General features: G+C 64.2%; 22 protein-coding genes. 3 read left to right on the forward strand and 19 right to left on the reverse strand.

Annotation, left to right across the window (positions count from 1 at the left end; translation table 11 throughout):
- Position 1 precedes the first annotated feature (1 nt).
- The 5 genes from NEK97_RS10105 to NEK97_RS10125 are packed head-to-tail and all read right to left on the reverse strand — an operon-like array spanning position 2 to position 6,372.
- A complete protein-coding gene (locus tag NEK97_RS10105) occupies positions 2 to 2,392 on the reverse strand; it encodes a bifunctional salicylyl-CoA 5-hydroxylase/oxidoreductase (protein ID WP_257369775.1) in 2,391 nt (796 codons plus the stop codon).
- A 14-nt stretch (positions 2,393 to 2,406) separates the two neighbouring features.
- The gene (locus NEK97_RS10110; protein WP_257369776.1) at positions 2,407 to 4,101 is read right to left on the reverse strand and encodes an AMP-binding protein; all 1,695 of its coding nucleotides are present in this window, start codon (positions 4,099 to 4,101) and stop codon (positions 2,407 to 2,409) included.
- A 57-nt stretch (positions 4,102 to 4,158) separates the two neighbouring features.
- On the reverse strand, positions 4,159 to 5,031 hold the full coding sequence (locus tag NEK97_RS10115) for an acyl-CoA thioesterase II (protein WP_257369777.1): 873 nt from the start codon (positions 5,029 to 5,031) through the stop codon (positions 4,159 to 4,161).
- A gap of 3 nt (positions 5,032 to 5,034) precedes the next feature.
- Complete coding sequence (locus NEK97_RS10120; protein ID WP_235518381.1) at positions 5,035 to 5,517, reverse strand: cupin domain-containing protein; 483 nt, start codon at positions 5,515 to 5,517, stop codon at positions 5,035 to 5,037.
- Between the two features lie 18 nt (positions 5,518 to 5,535).
- On the reverse strand, positions 5,536 to 6,372 hold the full coding sequence (locus NEK97_RS10125; protein ID WP_257369778.1) for a fumarylacetoacetate hydrolase family protein: 837 nt from the start codon (positions 6,370 to 6,372) through the stop codon (positions 5,536 to 5,538).
- Between the two features lie 136 nt (positions 6,373 to 6,508).
- Here NEK97_RS10125 and NEK97_RS10130 point away from each other — a divergent pair, with 136 nt between their 5' ends.
- The gene (locus NEK97_RS10130; protein ID WP_257369779.1) at positions 6,509 to 6,907 is read left to right on the forward strand and encodes a RidA family protein; all 399 of its coding nucleotides are present in this window, start codon (positions 6,509 to 6,511) and stop codon (positions 6,905 to 6,907) included.
- Positions 6,908 to 6,940: 33 nt separating this feature from the next.
- Here NEK97_RS10130 and NEK97_RS10135 read toward each other — a convergent pair whose 3' ends face one another.
- Positions 6,941 to 8,347: a DUF2252 domain-containing protein gene (locus NEK97_RS10135; protein ID WP_257369781.1), complete on the reverse strand. Its 1,407-nt coding sequence runs from the start codon at positions 8,345 to 8,347 to the stop codon at positions 6,941 to 6,943.
- Positions 8,348 to 8,392: 45 nt separating this feature from the next.
- Here NEK97_RS10135 and NEK97_RS10140 point away from each other — a divergent pair, with 45 nt between their 5' ends.
- Positions 8,393 to 8,737, forward strand: coding sequence for an iron chaperone (locus NEK97_RS10140; RefSeq protein ID WP_257369782.1), 345 nt, complete (start codon positions 8,393 to 8,395; stop codon positions 8,735 to 8,737).
- A 2-nt stretch (positions 8,738 to 8,739) separates the two neighbouring features.
- Here NEK97_RS10140 and NEK97_RS10145 read toward each other — a convergent pair whose 3' ends face one another.
- The 12 genes from NEK97_RS10145 to NEK97_RS10200 form a co-directional block, all read right to left on the reverse strand.
- Positions 8,740 to 9,543, reverse strand: coding sequence for an IclR family transcriptional regulator C-terminal domain-containing protein (locus NEK97_RS10145; protein WP_257369784.1), 804 nt, complete (start codon positions 9,541 to 9,543; stop codon positions 8,740 to 8,742).
- A 107-nt stretch (positions 9,544 to 9,650) separates the two neighbouring features.
- Positions 9,651 to 10,316: a 3-oxoacid CoA-transferase subunit B gene (locus NEK97_RS10150; protein ID WP_257369785.1), complete on the reverse strand. Its 666-nt coding sequence runs from the start codon at positions 10,314 to 10,316 to the stop codon at positions 9,651 to 9,653.
- A 2-nt stretch (positions 10,317 to 10,318) separates the two neighbouring features.
- Positions 10,319 to 11,002: a 3-oxoacid CoA-transferase subunit A gene (locus NEK97_RS10155; protein WP_257369786.1), complete on the reverse strand. Its 684-nt coding sequence runs from the start codon at positions 11,000 to 11,002 to the stop codon at positions 10,319 to 10,321.
- A 5-nt stretch (positions 11,003 to 11,007) separates the two neighbouring features.
- Positions 11,008 to 12,228 (reverse strand): thiolase family protein, encoded by a 1,221-nt coding sequence (locus NEK97_RS10160; protein WP_257369787.1) that lies wholly within the window; start codon positions 12,226 to 12,228, stop codon positions 11,008 to 11,010.
- A 31-nt stretch (positions 12,229 to 12,259) separates the two neighbouring features.
- The gene (pcaC, locus tag NEK97_RS10165; protein WP_257369789.1) at positions 12,260 to 12,727 is read right to left on the reverse strand and encodes a 4-carboxymuconolactone decarboxylase; all 468 of its coding nucleotides are present in this window, start codon (positions 12,725 to 12,727) and stop codon (positions 12,260 to 12,262) included.
- Positions 12,724 to 13,527, reverse strand: coding sequence for an alpha/beta hydrolase (locus NEK97_RS10170; protein ID WP_257369790.1), 804 nt, complete (start codon positions 13,525 to 13,527; stop codon positions 12,724 to 12,726). The genes pcaC and NEK97_RS10170 overlap by 4 nt, the downstream gene beginning before the upstream one ends.
- Entirely contained in the window at positions 13,520 to 14,935 is a 1,416-nt protein-coding gene (locus NEK97_RS10175) for a lyase family protein (protein ID WP_257369791.1), read from the reverse strand. The genes NEK97_RS10170 and NEK97_RS10175 overlap by 8 nt, the downstream gene beginning before the upstream one ends.
- Positions 14,932 to 15,531 carry a protocatechuate 3,4-dioxygenase subunit alpha gene (pcaG, locus tag NEK97_RS10180; RefSeq protein ID WP_257369792.1) on the reverse strand — a complete coding sequence of 200 codons (600 nt, stop codon included), beginning with the start codon at positions 15,529 to 15,531 and terminating at the stop codon, positions 14,932 to 14,934. Before pcaG ends, NEK97_RS10175 begins: the two co-directional genes overlap by 4 nt.
- A 4-nt stretch (positions 15,532 to 15,535) precedes the next feature.
- A complete protein-coding gene (gene pcaH, locus NEK97_RS10185) occupies positions 15,536 to 16,405 on the reverse strand; it encodes a protocatechuate 3,4-dioxygenase subunit beta (RefSeq protein ID WP_257369794.1) in 870 nt (289 codons plus the stop codon).
- A gap of 42 nt (positions 16,406 to 16,447) precedes the next feature.
- Positions 16,448 to 18,319 carry a bifunctional sugar phosphate isomerase/epimerase/4-hydroxyphenylpyruvate dioxygenase family protein gene (locus tag NEK97_RS10190; RefSeq protein ID WP_257369796.1) on the reverse strand — a complete coding sequence of 624 codons (1,872 nt, stop codon included), beginning with the start codon at positions 18,317 to 18,319 and terminating at the stop codon, positions 16,448 to 16,450.
- Positions 18,319 to 19,236, reverse strand: coding sequence for a shikimate dehydrogenase (locus NEK97_RS10195; RefSeq protein ID WP_257369798.1), 918 nt, complete (start codon positions 19,234 to 19,236; stop codon positions 18,319 to 18,321). The genes NEK97_RS10190 and NEK97_RS10195 overlap by 1 nt, the downstream gene beginning before the upstream one ends.
- A gap of 207 nt (positions 19,237 to 19,443) precedes the next feature.
- Complete coding sequence (locus tag NEK97_RS10200; RefSeq protein WP_257369799.1) at positions 19,444 to 20,214, reverse strand: IclR family transcriptional regulator; 771 nt, start codon at positions 20,212 to 20,214, stop codon at positions 19,444 to 19,446.
- A 203-nt stretch (positions 20,215 to 20,417) separates the two neighbouring features.
- Between NEK97_RS10200 and NEK97_RS10205 the strand changes: the two genes are divergently transcribed.
- Entirely contained in the window at positions 20,418 to 21,755 is a 1,338-nt protein-coding gene (locus NEK97_RS10205; RefSeq protein WP_257369801.1) for an MFS transporter, read from the forward strand.
- A gap of 124 nt (positions 21,756 to 21,879) precedes the next feature.
- On the opposite strand, the gene NEK97_RS10210 is transcribed toward NEK97_RS10205, so the two are convergent.
- Positions 21,880 to 24,546 carry a VCBS repeat-containing protein gene (locus NEK97_RS10210; RefSeq protein WP_257369802.1) on the reverse strand — a complete coding sequence of 889 codons (2,667 nt, stop codon included), beginning with the start codon at positions 24,544 to 24,546 and terminating at the stop codon, positions 21,880 to 21,882.
- Positions 24,547 to 24,657 lie beyond the last annotated feature (111 nt).

The raw sequence follows: 24,657 nt of genomic DNA on the forward strand, positions 1-24,657 counted from the left end.
ACTACTTCACCAGGACCGATGCTGCGTCGGACCGGGGAGTCCAACGAAGGTGCGTGGTGGCCTCTTCAATGTCCACTTCCTTGAGCAGCGACAGACGCGGACGGACGGCGTCGGTGCGTGAGCTCGGCGGCTTGCGGCGTCCGGCGCGGAACTGCGGAATCCACTGGGCGCCCGGGCCCTGGTATTCCTGTTCAGCCGCAGCGTGCAGGGTCCACTGGGGATCGTAGAGATGCGTGCGGCCGAGCGCGATGAGGTCCGCACGGCCGGCGAGGAGGATGGAGTTGACGTCGTCGTAGCTGGAGATGGCGCCGACGGCGATCACTGCCACGCCTGCCGGAGCGGCGACTTCCTGACGGATGCGGTCGGCGAACGGGGTCTGGTAGCTGCGACCGAACGCGGGCTTCTCTTCCTTGGCGACCTGGCCGGTGGAGACATCCAGGCCCGCGGCGCCGTGCTCAACGAACGCCTTCGCGATCGCCACGGAATCATCGGAGGTGTTGCCGCCCTCGATCCAGTCGGTCGCGGAGATGCGTACCGTCATCGGCTTGCCGGCAGGCCACACCGCGCGAACGGCGTCGAACACTTCCAAGGGGAACCGCAGCCTGTTCTCCAGGCTGCCGCCGTATTCGTCGGTCCGCTGGTTGGACACCGGCGAAAGGAAGGAGGAGAGCAGGTAGCCGTGGGCTGCGTGGATTTCAAGGAGGTCGAAGCCGGCCTCCTCGGCACGGACGGCAGAAGCGACGAATTCGGCCTTGATGGCGTCCATCCCAGCACGGTCCAGTTCCACAGGCGTCTGGTTTTCGGCGCTGTACGGCAAGGCAGAAGGGCCGACGGCGGTCCAGTTGCCGGACTCAAGCGGCTGGTCGATGCCCTCCCACATGAGCTTGGTGGAGCCCTTGCGGCCGGAGTGACCCAACTGCGCGCCGATCTTGGCGGTGGAACGGCCGTGGACGAAGTCAACGATCTCCTTCCAGCTATCGCGCTGGGCATCCGTGTAGAGGCCGGTGCAACCGGGGGTGATCCGGCCGGTTTCCGAGACGCAGACCATCTCGGTCATGACCAGCCCGGCACCACCCAGGGCCTTGGAGCCCAGGTGGACCTTGTGGAAGTCACCGGGAACGCCGTCCGTGGCTGAATACATGTCCATCGGGGAGACCACGATGCGGTTCTTCAGCTCGAGGCCGCCAATGCGGAACGGCTGGAACATGGCCGGGGCAACCTCTGCGAGTCCCTGCGACGAAGCGAAGTCGCGGTCCACGGCGTCGGCGAATTCGGGATCGCGGAGGCGCAGGTTTTCCTGGGTGATGCGGCGGCTGCGGGTGAGCAGGTTGAACGCGAACTGGGTGGGGTCCTGGTCCTTGTACTGGCCGATGCGCTCGAACCACTCCAGGGATGCCTGGGCTGCGCGCTGCGTGGATGCCACCACGGGCCGACGTTCGGTTTCGTAGGCTTCCAAGGCTTCCTGCACCGTGGGGTGCTCGTGCAGGCAGGCCGCCAACGCGAGGGAATCTTCCATGGCCAGCTTGGTGCCGGAGCCGATGGAGAAGTGTGCCGTGTGGGCGGCATCGCCCAGGAGCACCACGTTGTCTTTGCGCCAGCTCTGGTTCCGGACCGTAGTGAAGTTGATCCACTTGGAGTTGTTGGTCAGGACGTCGTACCCGTCCAGCTCTTCGGCGAAGATTTCGCGGATCTTGGCAATCGACTTTTCGTCGGAAACACCGGGAGGGAAGACCTCGTTGGCGGTCTCGTCAAAGCCGGCGGCGTGCCAAACATCCTGGTGCATCTCCACGATGAAGGTGGAGCCCTCATCCGAGTACGGGTAGCCATGGATCTGCATGACGCCCCACTCGGTTTCCTTCACGAAGAACTTGAAGGCTTCAAAGACCTGGTTGGTGCCGAGCCACATGAACTTGTTGCTGCGGGGGTCCAGATCCGGCTGGAACGCGTCGGCGTACTTGGCGCGGATCTGCGAGTTGATGCCGTCGGCCGCAAGGACCAGATCGTAATTGGCTTCGAGCTCCTCCACCGGCGGAGCCACCGTGCTGAACCGAACGTCCACGTTGAGTTCGATGCAGCGGCGCTGCAGCAGCTCCAGGAGTTCCTTGCGGCTCATGGCAGCGAAGCCCTGGCCGCCAACGGTGATCGTCTCGCCGCCGAAGTGGATGTCGATGTCCGACCAGCGGGCAAAACGACGGCTCATGTATTCAGCCACCACAGGATCGGCGTTGCCGATGCCGCCCAGGGTCTCATCGGAAAACACGACGCCGAAACCGAAGGTGTCGCTGGCAGCGTTGCGCTCCCAAAGGGTGATGTCGTGGGACGGATCCAGCTGCTTCATCAGTGCTGCGAAGTACAGGCCGCCCGGGCCGCCTCCAACGATTGCGATTTTCATGGTGTTGCTCCTTCTCAGGCCTGGCTCTGGCCGGCAGGGGTAAGTTGTACGTTCTTGTCAGCGTCTGCCGCAGCGTCCGGCTTCAGGAGGCCGTCGCGGAGCTTGAAGTGCTGAAGTTTTCCGCTGGGATTGCGCGGGAGTTCGGTGACGAAACGGACATCGCGCGGGTACTTGTACGGGGCGATGGTCTGCTTGACGAAGTCCTGGATTTCCTTGCGCTTGGCGGCGTCTCCTTCGACGCCGTCGCGGAGGACCACAAACGCGCAGACGATGCTGCCGCGCTCCTCATCCGGAATTCCGATGACCGCGTTTTCCACCACGTCCGGGTGCTGGTCGATGGCGGTTTCGACTTCCGGAGCTCCGATGTTGTAGCCGGAGGACACGATCATGTTGTCCGAACGTGCCTGGTAGGTGAAGTACCCGTCGGCGTCCATGGCGAACGTGTCACCTGTGACGTTCCAGCCGTTCACCACGTAGTTCGCCTGCCGGGGATCGTCCAGGTAGCGGCATCCCGTAGGACCAATCACTGCCAGCCGTCCGACGCTGCCTGGGCCAACCTCGTTGCCGTCGTTGTCCAGGATGGTCGCCCGGAACCCCGGTACTGCACGGCCCGTGGTCCCGGGGCGGATGTCGTCACCGGCAGCGGAAATGAAAACGTGCAGCATCTCAGTTGCACCGATTCCATTGACCAAACGCAGCCCGGTGGCCTGGTGTACGGCTTCCCAGGTTTCCTTGGACAAATGCTCACCGGCCGAAACGGCAATCCGCAGGCTACGCAGGAGGTCCCCGCGCTTCTCCTTGAGGATGGCGCGGTAGGCCGTGGGTGCCGTGAAAAGGATCGTGGCCCCGGCCTTCGAGGCGTGCTCGGCCAGTTCAACGGGTCCGGCCTTCTCGGTCAGGAGCGATGACGCGCCAAACCGCAGCGGGAAGACCACCAGCCCCCCAAGCCCAAAGGTAAAGGCCAGCGGAGGCGAACCGGCAAAGACATCGTCCGCGGTGGGCTGAAGGATGTACCGGGCGAAGGTGTCGGCGTTGGCCAGGATGTCCCGGTGGAAGTGCATGGTCACCTTCGGCACCCCCGTGGTGCCGGACGTCGGACCCAACAGCGCAACGTCGTCGGCGGCCGTGTCCACAGCCGTGAACTTCCCGCTCTTGTGCCCGCAGCGGGAGGCGAGGTCGCCGTCGTCGTCGAACCCGTTGCCGGCTCCATAGGTCAGGACGGTGACGTCATTCCCGGCGGCGATCGCGAGTTCATCCACGAACCGGTGGTCCGAAATGGCCACTACGGGCTTGGTGAGCTGGATGAGCGTGGAAACCTCGGTGGATCGCAGCATGGGCATGGTGGTGACCACCACGGCGCCTGCTTTCAGGACACCCAGCCACGCTGCAACAATCCACGGGTTGTTGGGGCCGCGCAGCAGCACACGGTTGCCGGGAGCAACACCGAGATCTTCGGTGAGGACCTGCGCCACCTGGTTGGAACGCGTCTGGAGCTGGCCATAGGTCCAGACGGAGCCATCGGGTGTCCACAGGGCGGGACGGTCTGAGCCGAACTGTTCGACAGCGTCGTCGATCAGCACCGCGGCAGCATTGAGCCGCTCAGGGTATTGGAGTTCAGGAAGAGTGAATTCAAGCGCCGGCCAGGTGTCGGCGGGCGGCAGGTGGTCGCGGGTGAACGTGTCCACGTGGGCCGATGGCGTCATGCTCATGGCCGTTCCTTTCAGTGGTGCGTCGTTGAAGCTGGTGGTTGGGGAGGTGGGAAGTTGCTAGGCGCCAGCCCGGATCATGCCTTCTTGGGCAACCGTGGCAAGGAGCCTTCCTTCCCGGTCGAAGAAGCGGCCCATGGCGAGGCCCCTGTTGCTCTGGCCGGAGATCGCGTCCTGGGCGTAGAGAACCCAGTCGTCGGCGCGGCCGTCCCGGTGGAACCACATGGAGTGGTCCAGGGACGCGGTAGCGAGTCCGGGGCTGGACCAATTGAGTCCGTTGACCCGGAGCAGGGGCTCCAGGATGGTGTAATCGCACACGTAGGCAAGAGCCGTCCGGTGGAGGTCGGCGTCGTCAGGCAGGGCGTCGAAAGCCTTCACCCAAATGGCCTGCTGAGGTGCAGAGCCGCCTTCCAGCTCGATATATACCGGACCGGGAATATGCCTCATGTCGAAGCTGCGGCCCGTGGACCAGTACTCAGCTGCCTTGCCGTCCACGCCGTCCAGCGCCTCCGCTGCTGTCCGCAGCGATTCAGGCTCGACGGCGGCAGGAGCCTGGGGCTGGAAGTCCGGACCGTCCTCGGGAACCTGGAAGGAACCCATGGCGGCGTAGACGGGTTTGCCGTTCTGGAAGCCGCGCACTGTCCTGGTGGAGTACCCGCGCCCATCGCGCAAGCGCTCCACCTCGTAACGGACGCTGGAGCCGATATCCACCGGGCGCATGAAGTAGCTGTGCATCGAGTGGAGTTGCCTGTCAGCATCCACCGAGCGCATCATCGCAGCCGCAGCCTGCGCCACCATGTCTCCACCATAGGCTTTTGGCCACGGCACGTACTGGGTGGTTGCTTCATACGCTTCGTCGAAGACCTCTGCGGCCACGGGGGTGAGCTCCACGGCCTTAAGGAACGTCTCCGACGTAAGGATTCCAGTGATCATTGCTTATGCCCGGCGGTAGTCGGCGAGGGTTTCGTCCGGGACGTCCTCGAGGTTGACCACGAGGTTTTCCGGCGTGCGAGCCGTCAACCAGACGAGTTCTTCGGTGATGGACATGTTGGCTTCGACGTGGGGCATGAATGGCGGCACGAACACCCAGTCGCCGGCCTTCATGTCGATGAACTCGGAGTAGTTCTCGCCGAAATAGATGCGGCCGTGGCCGCGGAGGACGTAGCCGCCGGTCTCAGCCTCGCCGTGGTGGTGCGGGAGGGAGCGGTACCCGGGGGTGTTGGATACCTGGCCGAACCAGATCTTGGTTGCCGGGGTGTGCTGGATGCTGACGCCGGAAACCCGGATGCAGTCGCCTGACTGTGCGGTGTTTGTGTCCTCGGCACCGGCGCGGGTAACGACCGGTACTACCTTGCCGTCGGGCTGGGCGTAGATGGAGTTGTCGCCTTCGAGGCGGTATTCGGTGGTGGTCTGGCTCATGGGATTTCTCCTTTGTTGTTAGACGGTTGCTTCAGCGTGTGCGTGGATCCGGAACTGGTTCTCCAACCGGCCGATTCCATCGATTTCGGTCACCAGGGTGTCGCCGTCCGCCAGGAAGCGCGGCGGAGTCATCCCCATACCCACTCCCCCGGGCGTTCCCGTCAGCACCAGGTCGCCGGGACGCAGGATGGTGAACTGTGAAATGTAGGAGAGCAGCTGTGCGGGGCCAAAGACCAGCGTGCTGGTGTTGCCGTCCTGCACCAGTTCCCCGTTGACGTAGCCGCGGACCTGGAAATGCTCTCCGGCTTCGTCCGCTGTGACCATGACCGGACCAACGGGAGTCGTACGGTCCCACGCCTTGCCTTGGAACCACTGCAGCGTCCGGTTCTGCCAGTCGCGCATGGAGACGTCGTTCGCCACCGTATATCCTGCGATGCCCTGCCGGGCTTGGTCCTCATCGGCGTGGAACAGCTCAGAACCAACGACGACGGCGAGCTCGGCTTCCCAGTCGACGCGGCCGCTGCCCTGGACTTCTACAGCGTCGTTGGCACCCACCAGGGTGTCCGCGTACTTGGCGAACAGGGTGGGGTACTGGGGGAGTTCACGGCCCATCTCCTGGATGTGGTCACCGTAGTTCAGGCCGCAGCAGATCACTTTGCCGGCGTTTGGCAACAGCGGTGCGAAATCCGGGTTGCTGATGGCCGCTCCGTCCGCAGCTTCCACCACGGCCCGCCAGTTGGCCTGGCCCAGGAGTGCGCCCACATCGCCGGCCGGAAGCGCCAGGTAAGAGTCGGCGCCCGTGGCGAGTGCCGCCGTCGTACCTCCGTTTGCCGTGCGCAAGGTGGCAAGTTTCATTGCTGGTTCCCTTCGAGATTTTTCGATGTGTCGACTTTTTTACGATCGTCACATATGCTCAACGTAGCACGGCAGAAATGATCTGCACAGAGGCTTTCCAAAAGTTTTTGCAGTTGCCATTACGAGGAGGAACAGCATGAGCCACCAGACGATCAACCCGGAGTCCCTGCCCAAGCCATCGGGCTTTGCGCACGGCATTCTGGCCGGCAACACCGTGTTCCTGGGCGGACAAACCGCGCTGGACAAGAACATGAACATCGTTCCCGGCGGCATCGTGGAACAGTTCACGCAGGCATTCACCAACGTGCTGACTACCCTGCGCGAGGCCGGCGGTCAGCCTGAGGACCTGGTCAGCGTGACCATCTACCTCACGGACGTGGACGACTACATGGCCAACGGCCGCGAAATCGGACGCATCTGGCGTGAAATGGCCGGATCGCAGTACCCGGCCATGGCCGGCATCGGCGTCACGCGGCTGTGGCAGAAAGAGGCCTTGATCGAAATCCAGGGCATCGCGGTGATTCCGGAACGCTAAGCCCGGAAGGCCAAGTCTGTGGGACGTGCGGGTTCAGATGCCGTTTTCGGCACCGAGGCGGCCCGCGCGGACTGCGCGTGCCAACTCCGCATGGTCCTTCTCGGTCTGGTCAGCGTAGTGTCTCGCCCATCCCCCCATTGCTTTTTCGAACAGCTCTGAGCGGCCGAGGTAGCCCGCGATGAATGCGGTGCCGGGAGTCTGGGAGTGGGCGCGGGCGAGCACACCCCCGCAAAGCTGGGCATAGTCGGCCAGGGCCCCCGGGCCCAACTGATCCACGGCGAAGGACCCCTTCATGTCGCGGAATTGACGGACGAAGTAGTCCCGAGGCTGACCATCGGCCTCCACCGCGTTGCCCACCCATCCGAGGAACGGATCGGATTGTGCCTGCATGATCCTCTGGCCAGCCACGGTTCGGTAGCCTTGGCCGAAGCTGGTCAGCAACCGGACAACATCTGAGGATGGTCGGGAGCCTCCGTGACTCTCCAGCACGGAGCGCTGCACCTCTTTTGCTTGCAGGAACAAGGGCTCCTCCGATGGGCCCAGCATCAGGATCACCCAGCAACGGGTTCCGACGCTACCCACTCCGACCACCCGCAACGCTACGTCCACCAGCCGGTATTGGCTTACCAGCACTGCAGTATCGGCGCGCAACGAATCCCGATACTGGTCAAAAAGTGCGCTCACCCGATCCAGCGTCGTAGTTTCAGGGTGGTAGACCAACGGCCACTGGTCGACGATCCTCCGCTCCCCCTGGACCGTCTCCGTAGTCATCTTGGCCAGAACCTGTTCGGAGGTCCGCCTCTTGGCCTTCTCGACGTCCTTCTCCAGGATGTTTTTCCTGGAAAGCCTCCCGGACGACATGGTTGCCATGAGCACGTCCATATCGACGTGGAAGTAGTACCTCTCTGCTGCCGTACCCTCGAACAACCTCCGCATCGCCACCCGGTACCCCCTCGCCGAAGCTTCAGCAGCCGTTTGGCATTGTTCCTCAGAGTGGCCGCTGTTGCGTCCGCTCAGCCAGATACTCGCGGTGAGCCTCTTGACGTCCCATTCCCATGGCGCCGGGAAGACCTCGTCGAAGTCGTTGAGGTCGAATACCAAGCGGCGCTCGGGAGACGCGTACAAACCGAAGTTGGCCAAATGGGCGTCGCCGCAAGCCACCACTTGGTGCCCGGTAGTCGCCTCCGTGGACAGGTCACCGGCCATCACGGCGGCGGCTCCCCTGAAGAAGGCGAAGGGCGTCTGCAGCATTCGCCCAACCCGCACGGGAACAAGGTGCGGCAATCGGGAGGCGTGCTGCTCCTCAAGAATCGATACCGGGCTGCGGTCCGGCGTCGAGAACTTTCCCTGGGCACTCCGCGGCAAGGCCTCCCGGGCGGCTTTACCCCTGGCGCGGTCTTGGTCGACTGGACTCCACGTACCACTGACGAGTGGGCTCATGCCCCAAGTGTGGCATCCAGGTCTTCTTGGGTGAACCATGTCCCTATGGGAACCGTCACTGAATACCTGGAGAGTGTTAACGCCGACAACCGCGCCATCCTGGAACGGATCGTTGGGATCGCCCGCGAGTTGGCCCCCGACGCCGAAGAAGGAGTCAGCTACGGCATGCCCGCGCTGCTGGTGGACGGCAAAGGCTTTGTGAGTGTCATGGAAACCAGGAAGCACCTGGCCCTGTACCCGTTCAGCGGGCAGATCCTGCCGGAGATGTCGGAGGAGCTGGGTGGATATTCGTGGTCTCCCGGCACACTGCGGTTTTCCGCGGACAATCCTGTGCCCGACTCGATGATCCGGCGGATCCTGGAAACGCGGTTGGCGGCGATCCGGAAGTAGCTTCAGTGCTTCGCGGAGACGTCCTGTGAGATGGCGTTGGCCGCGGCCACGACTTCCTGCCGCACGGATTCAAGGTACTTCTCCGGGTCCTGCTGCGCTGCAACCGCCTGGGCTTGCAATGACACGTTGATGGCCGCGACGTTGTCGCCGTTGTTGTGATTAAACACGGGCGCCGCGATGGACATCAGCCCGAGTTCGAGCTCCTGATCGAGCAGGCACCAGCCTTGCGTACGGACACGCTCGACGGCGGCCCTCAAGTCTGGCACGCTGGCGACGGTCCGCGGTGTGAGAGGGGTGAGTTCCGCCGTCGAAAGGTAGGCCTCAAGCTTGGCTGGCGGCAATCCGGCGAGCAGGACGCGACCCATGGACGTGGCATACGCCGGAAATCGGGTGCCGACCGTGATGCCGACGTTCATGATCCGGCGGGTAGCAACGCGTGCCACGTAGAAGATGTCCGGACCGTCCAGAACCGCGGCAGAGGTGGACTCCCCCAGCTTCAGGCTGAGCTGCTCGAGGTGGGGCTGCACCAATTGCGGAAGGGAGAGTGCCGACAGGTAGGAGTAGCCCAGCTGCAACACCTTGGCCGTGAGCGCGAAGGTTTTGCCGTCGGTGCGGACGTAGCCGAGCTCAACCAGGGTGTGCAGGAAGCGCCGGGCCGTGGCTCGCGTCAGGTCCGTACGGGCAGCGACTTCGCTGAGTGTCATCACGGGGTTGTTGGCGTCGAACGCCCGGATCACGGCGAGCCCGCGGGCCAGTGACTGGACATACTGGTCGCTGGCCTGAGGGGTTACTGCGGAATCGGTCATGGTTACCAATCCTAGGGTGCGTTGCGGGGCCTGCTCTGCGGGGTTCACGCGCGAAATACCCTGCAGAGCGGGCCCCACAACGGGAGCGGTGCGACTTGCGGGGCCTACTATGCAGCCTTCAGCGGCAGGGGAACCAGTTCCTGGATTTCCTCGAACGTGCAGCCAAATGTTTCACGGACTGTGACGCCTTCGGGGCCAGTGAGGAACACCGCTTTGTCCGTGTACACGCGGGTCACGCAGCCGACGCCGGTCAGCGGGTAGGTGCACTGTTCCACGAGCTTGGACACGCCTTCGCGCGTCAGCAAGGTCATCATCACGAAGACGTCCTTGGCTCCGGTGGCCAGGTCCATGGCACCTCCGACGGCGGGGATCGCGTCCGGGGCGCCGGTGTGCCAGTTCGCGAGATCTCCCGTGGCCGAGACCTGGAAGGCGCCGAGGACACAGATGTCCAGGTGACCGCCGCGCATGATCGCGAACGAGTCAGCGTGGTGGAAGTAAGAGGCGCCGGGGAGTTCGGTGACGGGGATCTTGCCGGCGTTGATCAGGTCACCGTCGATCTCGTCCCCCTCAGCAGCCGGGCCCATTCCGAGCATCCCGTTCTCCGTGTGGAGGGTGATGTTCTGGTCCTCGGTGAGGTAGTTCGACACCAGGGTCGGCTGGCCAATGCCAAGGTTCACGAACGAACCCGGGGCGATGTCACGGGCAACCAGCTGGGCGAGTTCATCGCGTCCCAAGGGCTTCTCGGACGTCTGGATGCTTGTCTGCGTGCCCATGATCAGGCCACCTTTCCTTCAGAAACGGCACCAACGCGAACAACCGAATTCACGTAAATCCCCGGGGTCACTACGTTCTCCGGATCCAAGGAACCCGTGGGCACGATCTCCGAAACCTGGACAATCGTGTGCTTTGCGGCGGCGGCCATGATGGGCCCGAAGTTACGGGCGGTCTTGCGGTACACGAGGTTGCCCTTGCCGTCTGCCTTGAGTGCCTTGATCAGTGCGACGTCTGCGTGGATCGGGGTTTCGAAGACCTGCCACTTCCCGTCGAGGAACCGGGTTTCCTTGCCTTCGGCGAGCGTGGTGCCGTACCCGGTGGGAGTGAAAAACCCGCCAATTCCGGCCCCGGCTGCACGGATGCGTTCGGCCAGGTTTCCCTGCGGCACGAGCTCCAGCTCAATCTCCCCGGCGTGGTATTTCGCGTCGAAGTGCCAGGAATCGGACTGCCGCGGGAACGAGCAAATCATTTTCCGGACCCGCCCTTCCTTGATCAGCAGCGCCAGGCCTTGGTCACCCTGGCCGGCGTTGTTGTTCACCACGGTCAGGTCCTTCGCGCCACAATCCATGAGCGCATCGATCAGCTCGAACGGCTGCCCGGCATTGCCGAACCCGCCGATCATCACCGTGGAACCGTCCTTGATCCCGGCCACGGCCTCGCCAACAGTGTCAATGAAATTCAACATGGCCCTTAGACTCCTTCCGAAACACCAGAGGTTACGTTTTCCAGCACCACGGCCAGGCCTTGACCCACACCGATGCAGATCGCCGCCACACCCCAGCGCTGCCCGGAAGCCTGCAAGGACCGGGCCAGCGTGCCCAGGATGCGAGTGCCGGAAGCACCGAGCGGGTGGCCCATGGCGATCGCACCACCATGCCGGTTCACGATTGAGGGGTCGATCCCCCACGCATCAACGCACGCCAGCGACTGCGCGGCAAACGCTTCGTTAAGTTCGACGGCGCCCACCTGGTCCCAGCCGATGCCCGCCTTCGCGAGCGCCTTGTTGGCTGCCTCCACCGGGGCGTACCCGAAGAACTGGGGGTCGTTGCCATGCGCGCCGCGGCCGGCGATACGGGCCAAGGGCTCCAGGCCAAGGATCGAGGATGCGGCTTCGGAGCCTATCCACGCCGCCGACGCACCGTCGGACAAAGGTGAGGCGTTCCCGGCGGTGACCGTGCCGCCGTCGGGCCCGTCAGACTCAGGCCGGAATACTGTCTTCAAGCCTGCCAGCTTCTCCGCGGAGGAACCTGCGCGGATGCCTTCGTCGCGTACAAGATCCGTGCCCGGAACGGCAGACACAAGGTTGTCGTAGAACCCTTCGTTCCACGCAGCATCGGCCAGGTTGTGCGAGTCAGCCGCAAAAGCATCCTGGCGTTCCCGGGTGATCCCGTACTTCTCCCTGAGCCGCTCGGTGGCCTCGCCCAGGGAAATGGTCCAGTCCTTGTTCATGGCCGGGTTCACCAGCCGCCATCCCAGCGTGGTGGACGCCAGGGTCATGTCGCCGGCGGGGTAGGGCTTGGACGTCTTGGGCAGCACCCACGGCGCGCGGGACATGGATTCGGCGCCGCCCACCAGCATCAGCTCGGCGTCGCCGGCGTTGATCTGCCGGGACGCGATGATTGCAGCGTCCAACGACGAACCACACAGGCGGTTGACGGTGGTCCCGGGAATCGAGACCGGCAGGCCAGCGAGCAGCGTGGCCATGCGGGCCACGTTGCGGTTCTCCTCGCCGGCACCGTTGGCGTTGCCGAACACCACCTCGTCGATCCGCTCAACATCCAGCCCGGGCGCCCGCTTCACGGACTCGCGGACCACGTGGGCGGCAAGGTCGTCGGGACGGACAGCGGCAAGGCCGGAACCGAACTTACCGAAGGGCGTGCGTACGGCGTCGTACACGAATGCCTGGTTCATGGGTTTCTCTTTCTGCTTGCCCAACTAAGAGTTAGTTGGGGGTGGGGCTGTCGGCAGAGGAGGCGTCGATCTCGGCGAACACCTTTTGGGCCGTCTTGAACGCTGAATTGGCCGACGGCACACTGCAATAAATCGCCGTCTGCAGCAGGATTTCCTTGATCTCGTCCCTGCTGAGTCCGTTGTTGAGGGCCGCCCGGACATGCATGGCGAGCTCCTCCCAGTGACCGTGCGCCACCAAGGCCGTGAGGGTGACCGCGGAACGCATCTGCCGGCTCAGGCCGGGCCGCGTCCAGATGCCACCCCAGGCGATCCTGGTGATCATGTCCTGGTAGTCCTCGGTGAAGGAGTCCTTGTTGGCGTTCGCCCGGTCCACGTGCGCATCGCCCAGCACTTCGCGCCGGACAACCATGCCGGCGTCGTAAATGTCCTGGGCGGTGGCATCCGGTTGGACGGCACCGTTCCGCGCTGCGCCGATGCCCTCGGGGTTTACAGAATTCACAGTCCGTTCTCCTTCATGAAGGTCCGCATCAGCCCGGCCACCACGGCTGGTGCCTCAGCCGGAGCCAGGTGCCCCACGCCGTCGAGCGCTTCCGCCACGGCGAAACCGCCACCCGCCCGGATCCCGGCAACGGTCTCTTCCGCCATGGACGGCGGTGCCACAGTGTCCTCGACGCCGGCGATCGCCTGCGTGGGGACCGTGATGCTCCCGAGCTGCTCGCGGACATCGAAAGCAGCCAGGGCTTCGCAACAGAATGAGTAGCTGAAGCGGTCGGCATCGCGGAGGGCGTGCAGGAGCCGGCTGCTGATCTCCGGCTGGCGGTCCATGAATCCAGGGCCGAACCAACGCTCAGCAGAACCCTGGATCATCACCGGCGTGCCAAGTTTGCGGACAGTTTCCGCGCGTTCCAGCCAACCCTCGGGCGTGCCGAGCTTGGGTCCGGAGCACTGGACGGACAGGCTGCGGAGCCGGTGGCCGTGCTTGATGCCGAGCGGCAGCCCGGTGGCCCCACCCAGCGAGACGCCAGCGTAGTGGAACTTTGATCCGGGCGAAACTGAATCGACAAGATCGACGACGGCGTCCGCGAGTTCCGCGACATCAAACCCTTCGGTGGTGGTCGGCGAGATGCCGTGGCCGGGGAGGTCCCAGCCGATGACGTCGTACTCATCGCCGAGAAGGGCTGCGGTTTCCGTCCAGAGCACGGTGGATGTGCCCAGCGACGGGCCAACCACCAGGAGCGGTTTGGCTCCGAGGTCCCGCTGCGGAGACAGCAGCACTGCCTTGACTGTCGGCTTAGCCACGGGTGGCTCCTTTCGTGGAAGTGTCATCGGAGTAGGCGGCGAGGATCCGGCGGCTGATCTCGCGTGCCTCGCCGAGGTAGCTCGCGGGGTCCAGGAGCGCCTCCAGCTCAGCGTCGGAGAGCTTGTCCGACGGCACGGCCTCACGAAGCAGCTTGCGGTAGGTGTCCGCCTGCTCTGCGGCAGGTACGGTGAGGGTTTCGTCGACGACGGCCTGCAGCTTTTGCTTCCCGTCCTCGCCCAGGAGAGGCGCGACGGCGGCCGCCACACCTTCGCTGAGCAGCAGCGGACCCGAAATCCCCAGATTCCGGCGCATGGCGTCAGGGAAAACGCGCAGGCCTTCCGTGAGTTCGCGGACGTGGCCGGCCGCACCGGCGGCCAGTGCCAGCAACTGGCGCAGTGCCGGCCATTCACTGTGCCAGGCGCCGTCCGGGCGTTCGTCGTTGAAGGTGGCCGCTGCGAGGTGCAGCTGCGACGCGAGGCCGGGAGCCTGCAGCGCCGCACTGCGTACCAGCACTGACAGCACAGGGTTCTGCTTCTGCGGCATGGCCGAGGAAACGCCGCGCCCGGCAGCCAGAGGTTCGCCGAGTTCGGCTACTTCGGGGCGGCTGAGGAACAACAGGTCCGCGGCGATCTTGCCGAAGGAGTCGATCAGGGCGGCGAGCCCGTCTCCCAACGACGTGATAGGCAGGCGGTTGGTGTGCCAAGGAGCCGGAGCAGGTGCCAGACCGAGCCGGGCAGCCAGCGCATCCGCGAGAGCGAAGGCCGTTGTGCCCGAACCCGCTGTCAGCTTTGCCCCGGAAGCAAGCGTTCCGCCGGCACCGCCGAACTGGACCGGCAACTCCAGCGATTCCAACCGCCGGGAAGCTGCGGCAACCCCCTGGAACCACTGTGCTGCCTTGAGCCCGAACGTGTACGGGAGGGCATGCTGCGTCAGGCTCCTCCCGACGCACAGCGTGTCCGCATGCTGTTCTGCCAAGGTGGCGAGGGCCGTCGTCGTTGCTCTGACATTAGCCAGCAACGCAGAGACGGTGCGGCTGGCGAGGAGCATCAGGGCGGAGTCGAGGACGTCCTGGCTGGTCAGCGAGGTGTGGACGGCTTTGGCGGCGCCACCACCCGTGATGTCCAGGGCTTTGACGCGGGCACGGAGTTCTCCGAGTAATGGAATGACCGGGTTTCCACCACCCTGCGCGCGTTGGGCGATGAGGGCGAGGTCGAAGTGACTGGCGTCGGCGGCTTCGGCCACCACAGCGGCGGACCCTTGCGGGGCCAGCCCGGCGTCCTCGAGGACAGCCGTCCAAGCCGCTTCGACGTCGAGGATTGCCGCGATCACGGCACGGTCACCCGTCAAGGCCGTGACAGCGGACGACGCCGAAACGGGGCTGAGGAGGCCGAAGTCGCCGTCGGTCATGGGGTTGCCTGATCCCCGGAAGCCAGATCCAGCGAGCCGTCCTGCTGGAAGTCCAGGAACACGGTTTCGTCGCCGCCCTGCAGGCGGATGTCCCAGGTGAGGCCGCCGTCGGGGTCGCGGCGCGCGATCAGGGTCTTGCGGCGTTCGGGATCGAGGGAGCTCAGCAGCGGATCGTTGGCCAGCGCTTCCTCATTTTCCGGCAGGTACACGCGGGTGAAGAGCCGGTTCATGAGGCCGCGGGCAAAGACCGCCACGGAGATGAACGGTGCAGCTCCAGCCTTAAGCGGCCCGGGGTTGACCGTGGTGAACGTGTACACGCCGGAGTTGCCCACGGCCCCGCGGCCCCAGCCGGTGAACGTGTAGCCGTCGCGGACCAGGGAGCCCGTGCGCTGGACAATGTTGCCATCGGAGTCGGGCTGCCAGATTTCCAGGATGGCGTCCGGGATGGTGTTGCCCGCGCCGTCATAGACAGTTCCTTGAAGCCGGATGCTGCCCGGGCTGCCCGGTGCCAGGAGTTCGTTGTCCTTATTAAAGGGAAGGGCGTAGCCGTAGAACGGGCCTACGGTTTGGCCCGGTGTGGGTGCCAGCTTGCTCATGCGCTTACTCCTCGTCCCCGGCGTCGCCGTATGCTTCGTTTTCCGTCCAGGTCCGCTTGGACCCGGTCAGGATGATGTCCCACTTGTAGCCGAGGGCCCACTCGGGGCTGGTCAGCTCGTGGTCGTACTGGGCCACGAGGCGGTCGCGGGCGTCCTGGTCCACGATCGACTGGTAGATGGGGTCCAACGGGAAGAGCTGGTCACCCGGGAAGTACATCTGGGTGACGATGCGCTGGGTGAACTCCGAGCCGAACATGGAGAAGTGGATGTGGGCCGGGCGCCAGGCGTTCAGGTGGTTCTTCCACGGGTACGCGCCGGGCTTGATGGTGGTGAAGCTGTAGGAACCGTCCGCGCCGGTGATGCAACGCCCGACGCCGGTGAAGTTCGGGTCCAGCGGGGCGGGGTGCTGGTCGCGCTTGTGGATGTAGCGGCCTGAGGCATTGGCCTGCCAGATTTCCACGAGCTGGCCGGCAACCGGGCGTCCGTCGCCATCGAGGACTCGGCCGGCAACGATGATGCGCTCACCCTGGGGTTCGCCGTTGTGCTGGATGGTCAGGTCCGATTCCAGCGCGTGAACATCTTGGTGGCCGAACGCTGGCGAGTAGAGCTCGATGGTCTCCGGGTCCGCGTGGTGCAGGCTCTTGGTGGGGTGGCGCAGGATGGAGCTGCGGTACGGCGCGTAGTCCAGCCGGGGCATGGTTTCGGGGCCCTTGCCGTCCTTGACGGCCTGGGCGTAGCGGTTGCCGATGGCCTGGATCTCAGCACTGAGATCTGCCTGGGTTTCCACCTTCTTGGTGTCGTGCGCGGCGTGTGGCTCAGCTGGCGGCACGAGTTCCTCGGTTTCGAGAGCTTGTACGGTGTGGTCTTGCGGCACAGCCGGCTCCTTTCATTTGTGGTTTCGGTTTAGTCCGGGCGGCTATGCCCGGTGGAGCGAGTCGTATTGGACGGCGTGGCGCACCGGGGCGTTGGGCGCACCGTAGCCGTCGTAGTTGCCGCGCCGCTCCACCATTTCGAAGAACACACTGCCCACTGTGGCGGTGTAGAAGTGGAGGAATTCGCCGCTGGCGTCCCGGTCATACAGGAGGTTCAGTTCCTTGAGGGTGGCCAGGAATCCGGGTTCAAGATCGAACCGTGCATCCAGGTCCTCGTAGTAGTTGGCCGGAATCTGCAGGAACTCCAACCCCCGATCGCGGGCGGACCGGGCTGTTGCTACGAGGTCGTCCACGGCGAAGGCGATGTGTTCCTGGTACGTTTTGCGTGCCTTTTCGGCCTGCTGCGCCGGCGCGAGGTTCAGCACCAGCCGCACGGCTTTGTTGCCAGTCTGCATGACTTGGGAGCGGACCAGGCCGCTGGGGCTCGGAACCTCGGCGAAGGGCTGCGGTTCCAAGGCCAACGCACTGGTGTAGAAGAGGACAGCCTCATCGAAGTGCTGCCACGGCTGGGCCAGGTTCACGTGGTCGATGACCGCTGTTTGGCCGGCGCCGGCGTGCTCCAGCCCCTCACCAAATTCGTGCGTCCACGCGGCGGTCCCGTCCGGGCTGCCTTGGCAGAGGAAGATCTCCGTGGAGTCCGGCGCTGAGATGCCCTGGAACACCTCTTCGTCGGCCTGGACCTTGCGGGCCACCACAGGGGCCTTGAGTTGCTGGGCGCGGGCGGAGGCAATCACTGGCGAATCGACGTCGAACCCCAAAGCGGCGATAGCCGGTTCCGCGTGGTGCGGTGCTTGTTCGTTGATGATCACGCGCGCCTGGCCCATGGTCCAGAGCTGGACGTCCTTGGTGCGGTGGCGGCCCTCGAACTCGAAGCCGAGTTGACCCAGGAGCTTCTCGAGCTGCGCGGTGTCGTCAGCCTTGACCTCGGCGAAGTTGAATCCTGCGGGTTCGTTCACCTTGGGCAGCGTGGCAAGTTCCATGGGATAACGACGGCGGGTGGCGGCTTTGTCTTCCGGTGCCGCTGCTGCTGGGGTGCTGGCGAGCCATTTGGCGCTCTGCTCCTCCAGCCAGATCAGCGAGCGCATGGCATCCACTGCGGTCCGCTCGGTGTCCGACTGGCGGAAGACGTCGTTGAACACTTCCAGGGAAACCGGACCCGTGTAGCCTGCCCGGACAACGTGGCCCATGAACTTGGCGAGCTCGAACTGTCCCTCCCCGGGGAAAACCCGGTAGTGCCGGCTCCAGGAGAGTACATCCATGGACAACTTGGGGGCATCGGCAACCTGGACGAAGAAGATCTTCTCCGCATTGATGTCCTCGATGGGCGCGGTGTCCCAGTCACGGGAAAGGATGTGGAACGAGTCCAGGCAGGTGCCAAGGTTGGGGTGGCCCACCATGTCCACCAGCCGGTACGCGTGCTCGTAGTCGTTGACGTACTTTCCCCAGGCCAGGGCTTCGTAGGCAACCTTCACACCGTGGTCCCCGGCCAGCGCCGCGAGTTCGGCGAGCTGTTCAGCCCGCAGCTGGTCGTCGTCAATGGTTGCCGTGGCCACGTTGGAGCACACCAGGATGGTGTCCATGCCCAGGCGTTCCATCAGGTTGAACTTTGCCTCGGCGCGCTTGAGGTTGGCCTTCAGCAGGTCCGGAGTAACGCCGTCGAAATCCCGGAACGGCTGGTACAGGTCAAGGCCCAAGCCGAGGTCTGCGGCCATTTTCCGCACTTCCTCCGGGCTGAGGGATGAGGTGACCAGGTCCTGCTCGAAGATCTCGATGCCGTCAAAGCCCGCAATGGCGCAGGCCTGCATCTTCTCTTTCAGCGTGCCGGACAGGCAGACGGTGGCGATTCCGGTGCGCATCAGCGGGAAGCCTTTGCCAGGGTGCCCTCGTTGAGGGTGGCGGCGGTGTCTTCCAAGGCGATCAGCTCCAGGAAGTGGGCGCGCATCCGCTCACGGTCCGCAACGCGTCCGGTGATGAGTTGGAAGGCGTCCGCGGCTTGACCGACCGCCATGCGACCGCCGTCCAGGACGGCGCAGCCCTTGGCCCGGGCTTCGCGGACCAGTTGCGTTTCGATGGGGCGATAGACGATGTCCGCAACCCAGTGCCGCGGCTCCAGGAGTTCGATATCCAACGGCAGGCCCGGGTGGGCGGCCATGCCAATGGGCGTGCAGTGAACCAAGCCGTCGGCGCTGGGCATGAGCTGTGGGAGTTCGTCCGGCGTGCGCGGCGTGGCGCTCGCTTCCGGAAAGAGCTCGCCGAGTTCCGCGGCGCGCTCAGCCGCCCGGTCCGCATCCATGTCCACCAGGTCCAGTTCCTTGACGCCTGCCGTAAGCAGTGCGTAGGCGACGGCGGACCCGGCGCCGCCAGCGCCCAACTGGACGACGCGGTTGAGTTTCGCGTCCGGAAGTCCGTCGGCGAGCGCCGAGCCAAAGCCGGAGAAGTCCGTGTTGTGTCCGATGAACCGGCCGTCCTGAACCAGGACCGTATTGACGGCACCCAGGCGCGCGGCGTCGTCGGAAATTTCGTCGAGGTGCTTCATCACCAGCTGCTTGCAGGGGTGCGTGATGTTCAAGCCGTTGAAGCCCATGCGCTGGGCGGCGGTCAGGAGATCCCCGACGGCGGTGGCCGGCAATGCGAGTTCAAGCAGGTCGACGGGGCGGTACAGCAAGCGAAGGCCCTGCAGGTCGGCTTCGCGTTCATGCATGGGCGGAGTGAGCGAGGGCATGACGCCTTCGCCTATCAGGCCCACCAGAACGGATTCGGCTCGGTTGCTCATCCTCAAGCTCCTTCTAACTTCAGCACCGCGGACAGGTGGCGTTTTTTGGGCGCCGCGTGCCGGGTGTTATTTACGTTACTACAGATGTTCATATTCCGCACGCTTGTTCTTATCGCGAACAAAGACTGATTGCGGTTCGCGTTGTGGGGCCCGCCCTGCGTGGTATTCCTGGGATTTAGCGCGCAAAGCTGGCCTCACAACGAGGGATCAGCGCCTCGGCAGGCGGGCCGCGAGTTCGGCCGCGGCCTCTTGCAATGTGGGGACGTGCGCGATGAGCTCCTCCATGGTGAGCCGGAAGACCGGCACGGCCGTGGCCAAGGACGCGAAAGCATGGCCCTGGGAATTGAGGACGGGAACGGCGACGGCCCGCATGCCGATCTCGTTTTCCTCATCCATCACCGCATAACCCTGGCGGCGCACCTGCTCGATCTCAGCGCGGAATGCGTCACGATCTGTGATGGAGTGCTCGGTGAGCGCATCCAACGGAAGCTCCTCCAGGAGTCGCTTGCGTTCGATTTCCTCCTCGAAAGCCACAATGGCCTTCCCCACCGAGGTTGTGTGCAGCGCACCCAGATGGCCGGGGTCGCTGGTGACGCGGAACGTCTTGGGTCCGTCCACCTTGTTCACGGTCAGGTGATGATTTCCATCCCGGACAGAGAGGATGGTGGCCTCATGGGTGCGCTCGGTGACCCGCTGGAGGACCGGCAAGGCTGTGGCCGCGAAGCCGTGGTGGTTCGATACCCGCTGGCCCAGCTGGAATACCCGCAGGCCCAGGTGATACCTCCTTCCGTCGGCTTCGTAATCGACGAAACCGTCGCGGGTCAGGGATCCCAGCAGGCGGTAGGTAGTGCTGAACGGGAGGCCCGCACTCCTCGCCAAATCCGCCGCACTGGCCCCTCGGGGTTCCTCGCCCAGCAATACCAACAGGCTCAGGGCCTTGCCGACCATGTCGGTCTTTGTGTCGTCTTTCACACTCATGTTTTGATGCTCTCACATAGTGAGAGCCATTTCTAGATGGTGGGGACATCTCTTGACAAGTGACCGTACTCACAGCCACTATTGCTGTATTGCACAAGTAGCTCTCACCATGTGGTTACTTTGAGGGATGATCTGGCCGCACCTCGCTCTGGTCTCCCACAGACGCTAGATCCGCGACATCGTCGTCACAGAAGGAACTCCCAATGAGCCAAACAATGCCGTCAGCGACGCCAGGCACTGAAACCATCACCGGAACACCCCGCAAAGCAGCCCTCGCCAGCTTCCTGGGCAGCGCCGTCGAATACTACGACTTCTTCATCTTCGGCTCGGCGGCAGCACTGATTTTCCCGCACGTCTTCTTCCCGGACGCCGACGCCAACGCATCCATCATGTCCTTCGCGACCTTTGGCTTCGCCTACGTCGCCCGGCCCATCGGCGCCATCATCCTGGGCCACTTCGGCGACAGGATCGGCCGCCAAAAAGTCCTCATGTTCACCCTGGTGCTCATGGGTGCGGCAACGTTCGTCATCGGCTGCCTCCCCGACTTCAAGACCATCGGCTGGTGGGCTCCTGTCCTTCTGGTCCTCGCCCGCCTTGCCCAAGGTCTTTCGGCCGCAGGTGAGCAGGCTGGCGCATCATCGATGACCCTTGAGCACGCCCCCGATAACCGCCGTTCCTTCTTCACCTCGTGGACCCTGACCGGTACGCAGGGTGGCCAGATCCTTGCGGCCCTCGTCTTCATTCCCGTGGTGGCATTGCCGGACGAGATCAAGTACGGCATCGGCTGGCGCATCCCCTTCTGGCTCAGCGCCGTAGTGGTCATCGTGGCCTTCTTCATCCGCCGCACCCTGCACGAGCCGCCGGCATTCGCCGAGGCCAAGAAGAACAACCAGATCTCCAAGCTTCCCGTCGCCGACCTCCTTCGCCTGCACTGGCGCGACGTGCTCCGGGTCGTTTGCTGCGCCTTCATCGCCGCCGTCAGCACCGTGTTCGGCACCCTCGCCATCAAGTACGCCCAGGACGTGGCGCACGTCAACAGCACCATCACGCTGTGGTTGGTTGTTGCGGCCAACGTCGTAGCCCTCGGAACCCAACCATTGTTCGGTAAGCTCGCGGACAAGATCGGCCGGAAGCCCGTCTTCATCTACGGAGCCATCGCCAGCGCCATCATGACCCCGGTGTTCCTGCTGACCCTCGAAGGCGGCAATGTTCCACTCATGTTCCTGGTCTCCGTGGTCTACTTCGCCTTCGGATACGCAGCAGCGAACGCCGTATGGCCTTCCTTCTACGGGGAAATGTTCAGCACGAAGGTCCGCTTCTCGGGCCTGGCTATCGGCACCCAGCTCGGCTTCCTCATGGCAGGATTCGCTCCGGCGATCGTGACTGCACTTGGCGGGACCAAGCCCGGCGGATGGGTCCAGATCTCCATCTTCACCGCAGTGATTTGTGCCATCGCAGCAGTCTCCGCGATGACGGCCCGCGAATCGGCCAAGACGCCTACCTCCCAGCTCGGCCTGCACAAGCAAGCCCAGCCTGTGTAGTCGGGGAAGTACCTTCCGGACGCTTCGCAGACAGGAAATGCCCGGCATGTTTCGCAACATGCCGGGCATTTCGCTGCTCAGGGACGAGTCAGCGCCTGGGTTGCCGCTGTCGGCACAGGAGCGGTTAGCGCGGGTTCAGCGAGACCGGCTTGAACCGGCCCGCACCGGTACCGGAGTAGAGCAGCAAGGTCCCGTCGCCGGCTACGCCCACCACGGACGGGTCCCCAGTGCCTGTGAATCCGTTGCCCAAGGCCGCGATATTGGAGAACATGTTCCATCCGGATCCCAGGTACGAACGCGCGAGGAACCCGCCCGAGCCATTGCCCGGATAAAGCCACAGTCCACCATCCGGGGCACGTCCAAGGAGGTCTTCCTTGCCGTCGCCGTTGAAGTCGCCGGCCTGCAAGACCAGGTTGAACATGTCCCAGCCCGTGCCGATCTGCTTGCGGGCAAGGAATCCGCCGGCACCGTTCCCGGGGTACACCCACAAAACGCCGTCGGCAGTCTGCCCCACAATGTCCGCGCGGCCATCACCCGTGAAGTCCCCAGGTGCCAGCAACTGCGTGAACCCTTGCCAGCCCTCGCCGATCTGCTTGCGGGCCAGGAACTGGGCTTTGCCGTCGGTCGGATACAGCCACAGTGAACCGTCCGAGGCCCGTGCCACAAGATCAGGGTGGCCATCGCCGTCGAAATCTCCTGCACTGACCACGGAAGTGAAGACGTTCCAGCCGGATCCCACCTGCACGCGCGGCAGGAAGCCACCCGAACCGTTCCCGGGATACAGCCACAACACACCATTGGTGGCGCGGGCAAGAATGTCCGCAACCCCATCGCCGTCGAAGTCGCCCGCCTCCCACACCTGGCTGAATTGGTTCCAGCCGATGCCAATGGTCAGGCGGTCGGCGAAGCCGGAGCCGTCGCCTGGATAGAGGGTCATCGCGGAACCATTGCCGAGGACATCTGCGATCCTGTCACCCGTAAAGTCCTGCCCGCCCATGATGTCGCCTGCCAGGTTCCAACCGCTCCCGACGGCGGAACGCGGCAGGAAGCCGCCCTTGCCATCCCCCGGGTAGGAAAAGAGCGTTCCATCAGCGGAGCGGGCGAGGAGCCCTGCCGAACCGCCGCCGAAGGTGCCGGCCGGGGCGAGGCTGGTGAAGACGTCCCACCCTTGACCGATCCGAATGGGCGGAAGGAAACCACCCGAGCCGTTGCCTGGATATAGCCAGAGCAGGCCTTCGCTGTCGGCGGCGATGACGTCGCTCCAGCCGTCACCATTGAAATCGCCCGGAGCAACCAACTTCGTGAAGCCCTGCCAGCCGACACCGATCTGCGCCCGCGGCAGGAAGCCACCCTTTCCGTTGCCCGGATAAAGCCAAAGCGTGCCATCGCTGGCGCGCGCCATGATGTCCGCGAAACCGTCACCGTTGAAATCGGAAGTGCCGAACACCGAGTTGAAAATGTCCCAGCCGGTGCCGATCCGCACTGGATCCTCAAGGCGGTTGCCGGGGAGGCCCGCGAAGAGGACCAGTGACCCGTCCGCTTCGCGGGAAACGACGTCGGCCAGCTTGTCGCCGTCAAAATCGCCAGCAGAGAAGCTGATGCGCGTTTTCAAGTTGACGTCAGCGTTGATGGTCACCGACGCCGATGTCTTACTGACCGCATTAATGGTCACCTGGGTCCCGGTGTACGTCGTGAACGTGCTGCCCGCCTGCCATGCGTGGTTCTTGGCGTAGTAAGGCTCGGTAAAGGGCACCGTTGACGGCATCAGGATCAGCGACGAGGCAATGGTGGCACCGCCCCGCTGGACAACCTTTACGCCCATGTTGCCCTGCGGCCTGCCGGCGTCGCCCAAATAGCTGTCGTAGCCGGCTGGTTCCCTCAACTCCAGGTAATAGACCTCTTTGCTGATGGGGTCGGTGAACTTGATGGCACGCTGCGCGTCGGTGCCGCCCCAGGGCTTCAGCGTGTAGCTCTTGACGCCTGTGGCCACTCCGACGTCACGGATTTCGTCGCCGCGTCCCAGCCGCGCATAATCCCAAAACGTTGAACTGACTACGGGTTGGGCGTACTGCGCTGCGCCCATGAGGTCGGTGGTGTCGCCGTACTCGCGGATGTAGCAGGAGGGGTCCGTAAAACGTCCGTCGCTGTTAACGCCGACGTCGGATGCGCCGCTCCCGCACTGCAGTGCGTCTGCGTGCATCAGGCCGATGACATGACCGAACTCGTGGCTCATCACGTTGTTCGAGAAGTTGCTGAGCTGCGGCATGAGAACCCGACCACTGTAGGCTCCGCTGCTGTACCCGGCCCCCAACGCGTTGCCGGACAGCGTGGACGTGGGGATGAAGATGACCAGGGCGGTGTACGGACTGGCCGACCATTGAAGCTCGCTGGTGATCGTGGAGATGATGGTGCCGTAGCTGTCCGTTGAGCGGGCCTTCGACTGGAAGCCCTCCACCCTGCTGTTGACGGTCATGGAGAGCTTGTTGTTCGTCATGGCCTTCCAGTAATTACTGGTGGACACCACGGCATTCTCGGCGCCGGCCATGGAAACGGGGTTGCCGTTGTCTGCCAGCTTTGCCGTCACCAACCGCACCCGGATGTCGCCGCTGGGCCCGGTGGCCGCCACCGTGTTGTCCGGCGCGGTGTCCGACGGCGAAGTGTCGGGTCCTTCGAAAGTATGGTCCGAGTGCGGCGTCCCCTCCACGAACCGGACATTCGGATTGTCCGGCCCCGGAACCGGCACGGCCGTGGCCGGAGCCTGAACGAAAAACAGGCCAGTGGCAAAAACCATTAGACCTGTGGACAACGCGATGGATCGCCGCAAAACTCCCATTGAATCTCCTGGGGAACGGAGCCTGTGGTTCCTGTGAGTCTCAAGAACCACAGTCAGGTTACAGGCGGC

Source organism: Paenarthrobacter sp. UW852, assembly GCF_024608385.1.
Classification (GTDB): domain Bacteria; phylum Actinomycetota; class Actinomycetes; order Actinomycetales; family Micrococcaceae; genus Arthrobacter.

Excerpts from the sequence above, each read along its gene's own strand:
- NEK97_RS10105 (WP_257369775.1), bottom strand. The coding sequence starts at position 2,392 with ATGAAAATCGCAATCGTTGGAGGCGGCCCGGGCGGCCTGTACTTCGCA.
- NEK97_RS10110 (WP_257369776.1), bottom strand. The coding sequence starts at position 4,101 with ATGAGCATGACGCCATCGGCCCACGTGGACACGTTCACCCGCGACCAC.
- NEK97_RS10115 (WP_257369777.1), bottom strand. The coding sequence starts at position 5,031 with ATGATCACTGGAATCCTTACGTCGGAGACGTTCCTTAAGGCCGTGGAG.
- NEK97_RS10120 (WP_235518381.1), bottom strand. The coding sequence starts at position 5,517 with ATGAGCCAGACCACCACCGAATACCGCCTCGAAGGCGACAACTCCATC.
- NEK97_RS10125 (WP_257369778.1), bottom strand. The coding sequence starts at position 6,372 with ATGAAACTTGCCACCTTGCGCACGGCAAACGGAGGTACGACGGCGGCA.
- NEK97_RS10130 (WP_257369779.1), top strand. The coding sequence starts at position 6,509 with ATGAGCCACCAGACGATCAACCCGGAGTCCCTGCCCAAGCCATCGGGC.
- NEK97_RS10135 (WP_257369781.1), bottom strand. The coding sequence starts at position 8,347 with ATGAGCCCACTCGTCAGTGGTACGTGGAGTCCAGTCGACCAAGACCGC.
- NEK97_RS10140 (WP_257369782.1), top strand. The coding sequence starts at position 8,393 with ATGGGAACCGTCACTGAATACCTGGAGAGTGTTAACGCCGACAACCGC.
- NEK97_RS10145 (WP_257369784.1), bottom strand. The coding sequence starts at position 9,543 with ATGACCGATTCCGCAGTAACCCCTCAGGCCAGCGACCAGTATGTCCAG.
- NEK97_RS10150 (WP_257369785.1), bottom strand. The coding sequence starts at position 10,316 with ATGGGCACGCAGACAAGCATCCAGACGTCCGAGAAGCCCTTGGGACGC.
- NEK97_RS10155 (WP_257369786.1), bottom strand. The coding sequence starts at position 11,002 with ATGTTGAATTTCATTGACACTGTTGGCGAGGCCGTGGCCGGGATCAAG.
- NEK97_RS10160 (WP_257369787.1), bottom strand. The coding sequence starts at position 12,228 with ATGAACCAGGCATTCGTGTACGACGCCGTACGCACGCCCTTCGGTAAG.
- NEK97_RS10175 (WP_257369791.1), bottom strand. The coding sequence starts at position 14,935 with ATGACCGACGGCGACTTCGGCCTCCTCAGCCCCGTTTCGGCGTCGTCC.
- pcaG (WP_257369792.1), bottom strand. The coding sequence starts at position 15,531 with ATGAGCAAGCTGGCACCCACACCGGGCCAAACCGTAGGCCCGTTCTAC.
- NEK97_RS10190 (WP_257369796.1), bottom strand. The coding sequence starts at position 18,319 with ATGCGCACCGGAATCGCCACCGTCTGCCTGTCCGGCACGCTGAAAGAG.
- NEK97_RS10195 (WP_257369798.1), bottom strand. The coding sequence starts at position 19,236 with ATGAGCAACCGAGCCGAATCCGTTCTGGTGGGCCTGATAGGCGAAGGC.
- NEK97_RS10200 (WP_257369799.1), bottom strand. The coding sequence starts at position 20,214 with ATGAGTGTGAAAGACGACACAAAGACCGACATGGTCGGCAAGGCCCTG.
- NEK97_RS10205 (WP_257369801.1), top strand. The coding sequence starts at position 20,418 with ATGAGCCAAACAATGCCGTCAGCGACGCCAGGCACTGAAACCATCACC.
- NEK97_RS10210 (WP_257369802.1), bottom strand. The coding sequence starts at position 24,546 with ATGGTTTTTGCCACTGGCCTGTTTTTCGTTCAGGCTCCGGCCACGGCC.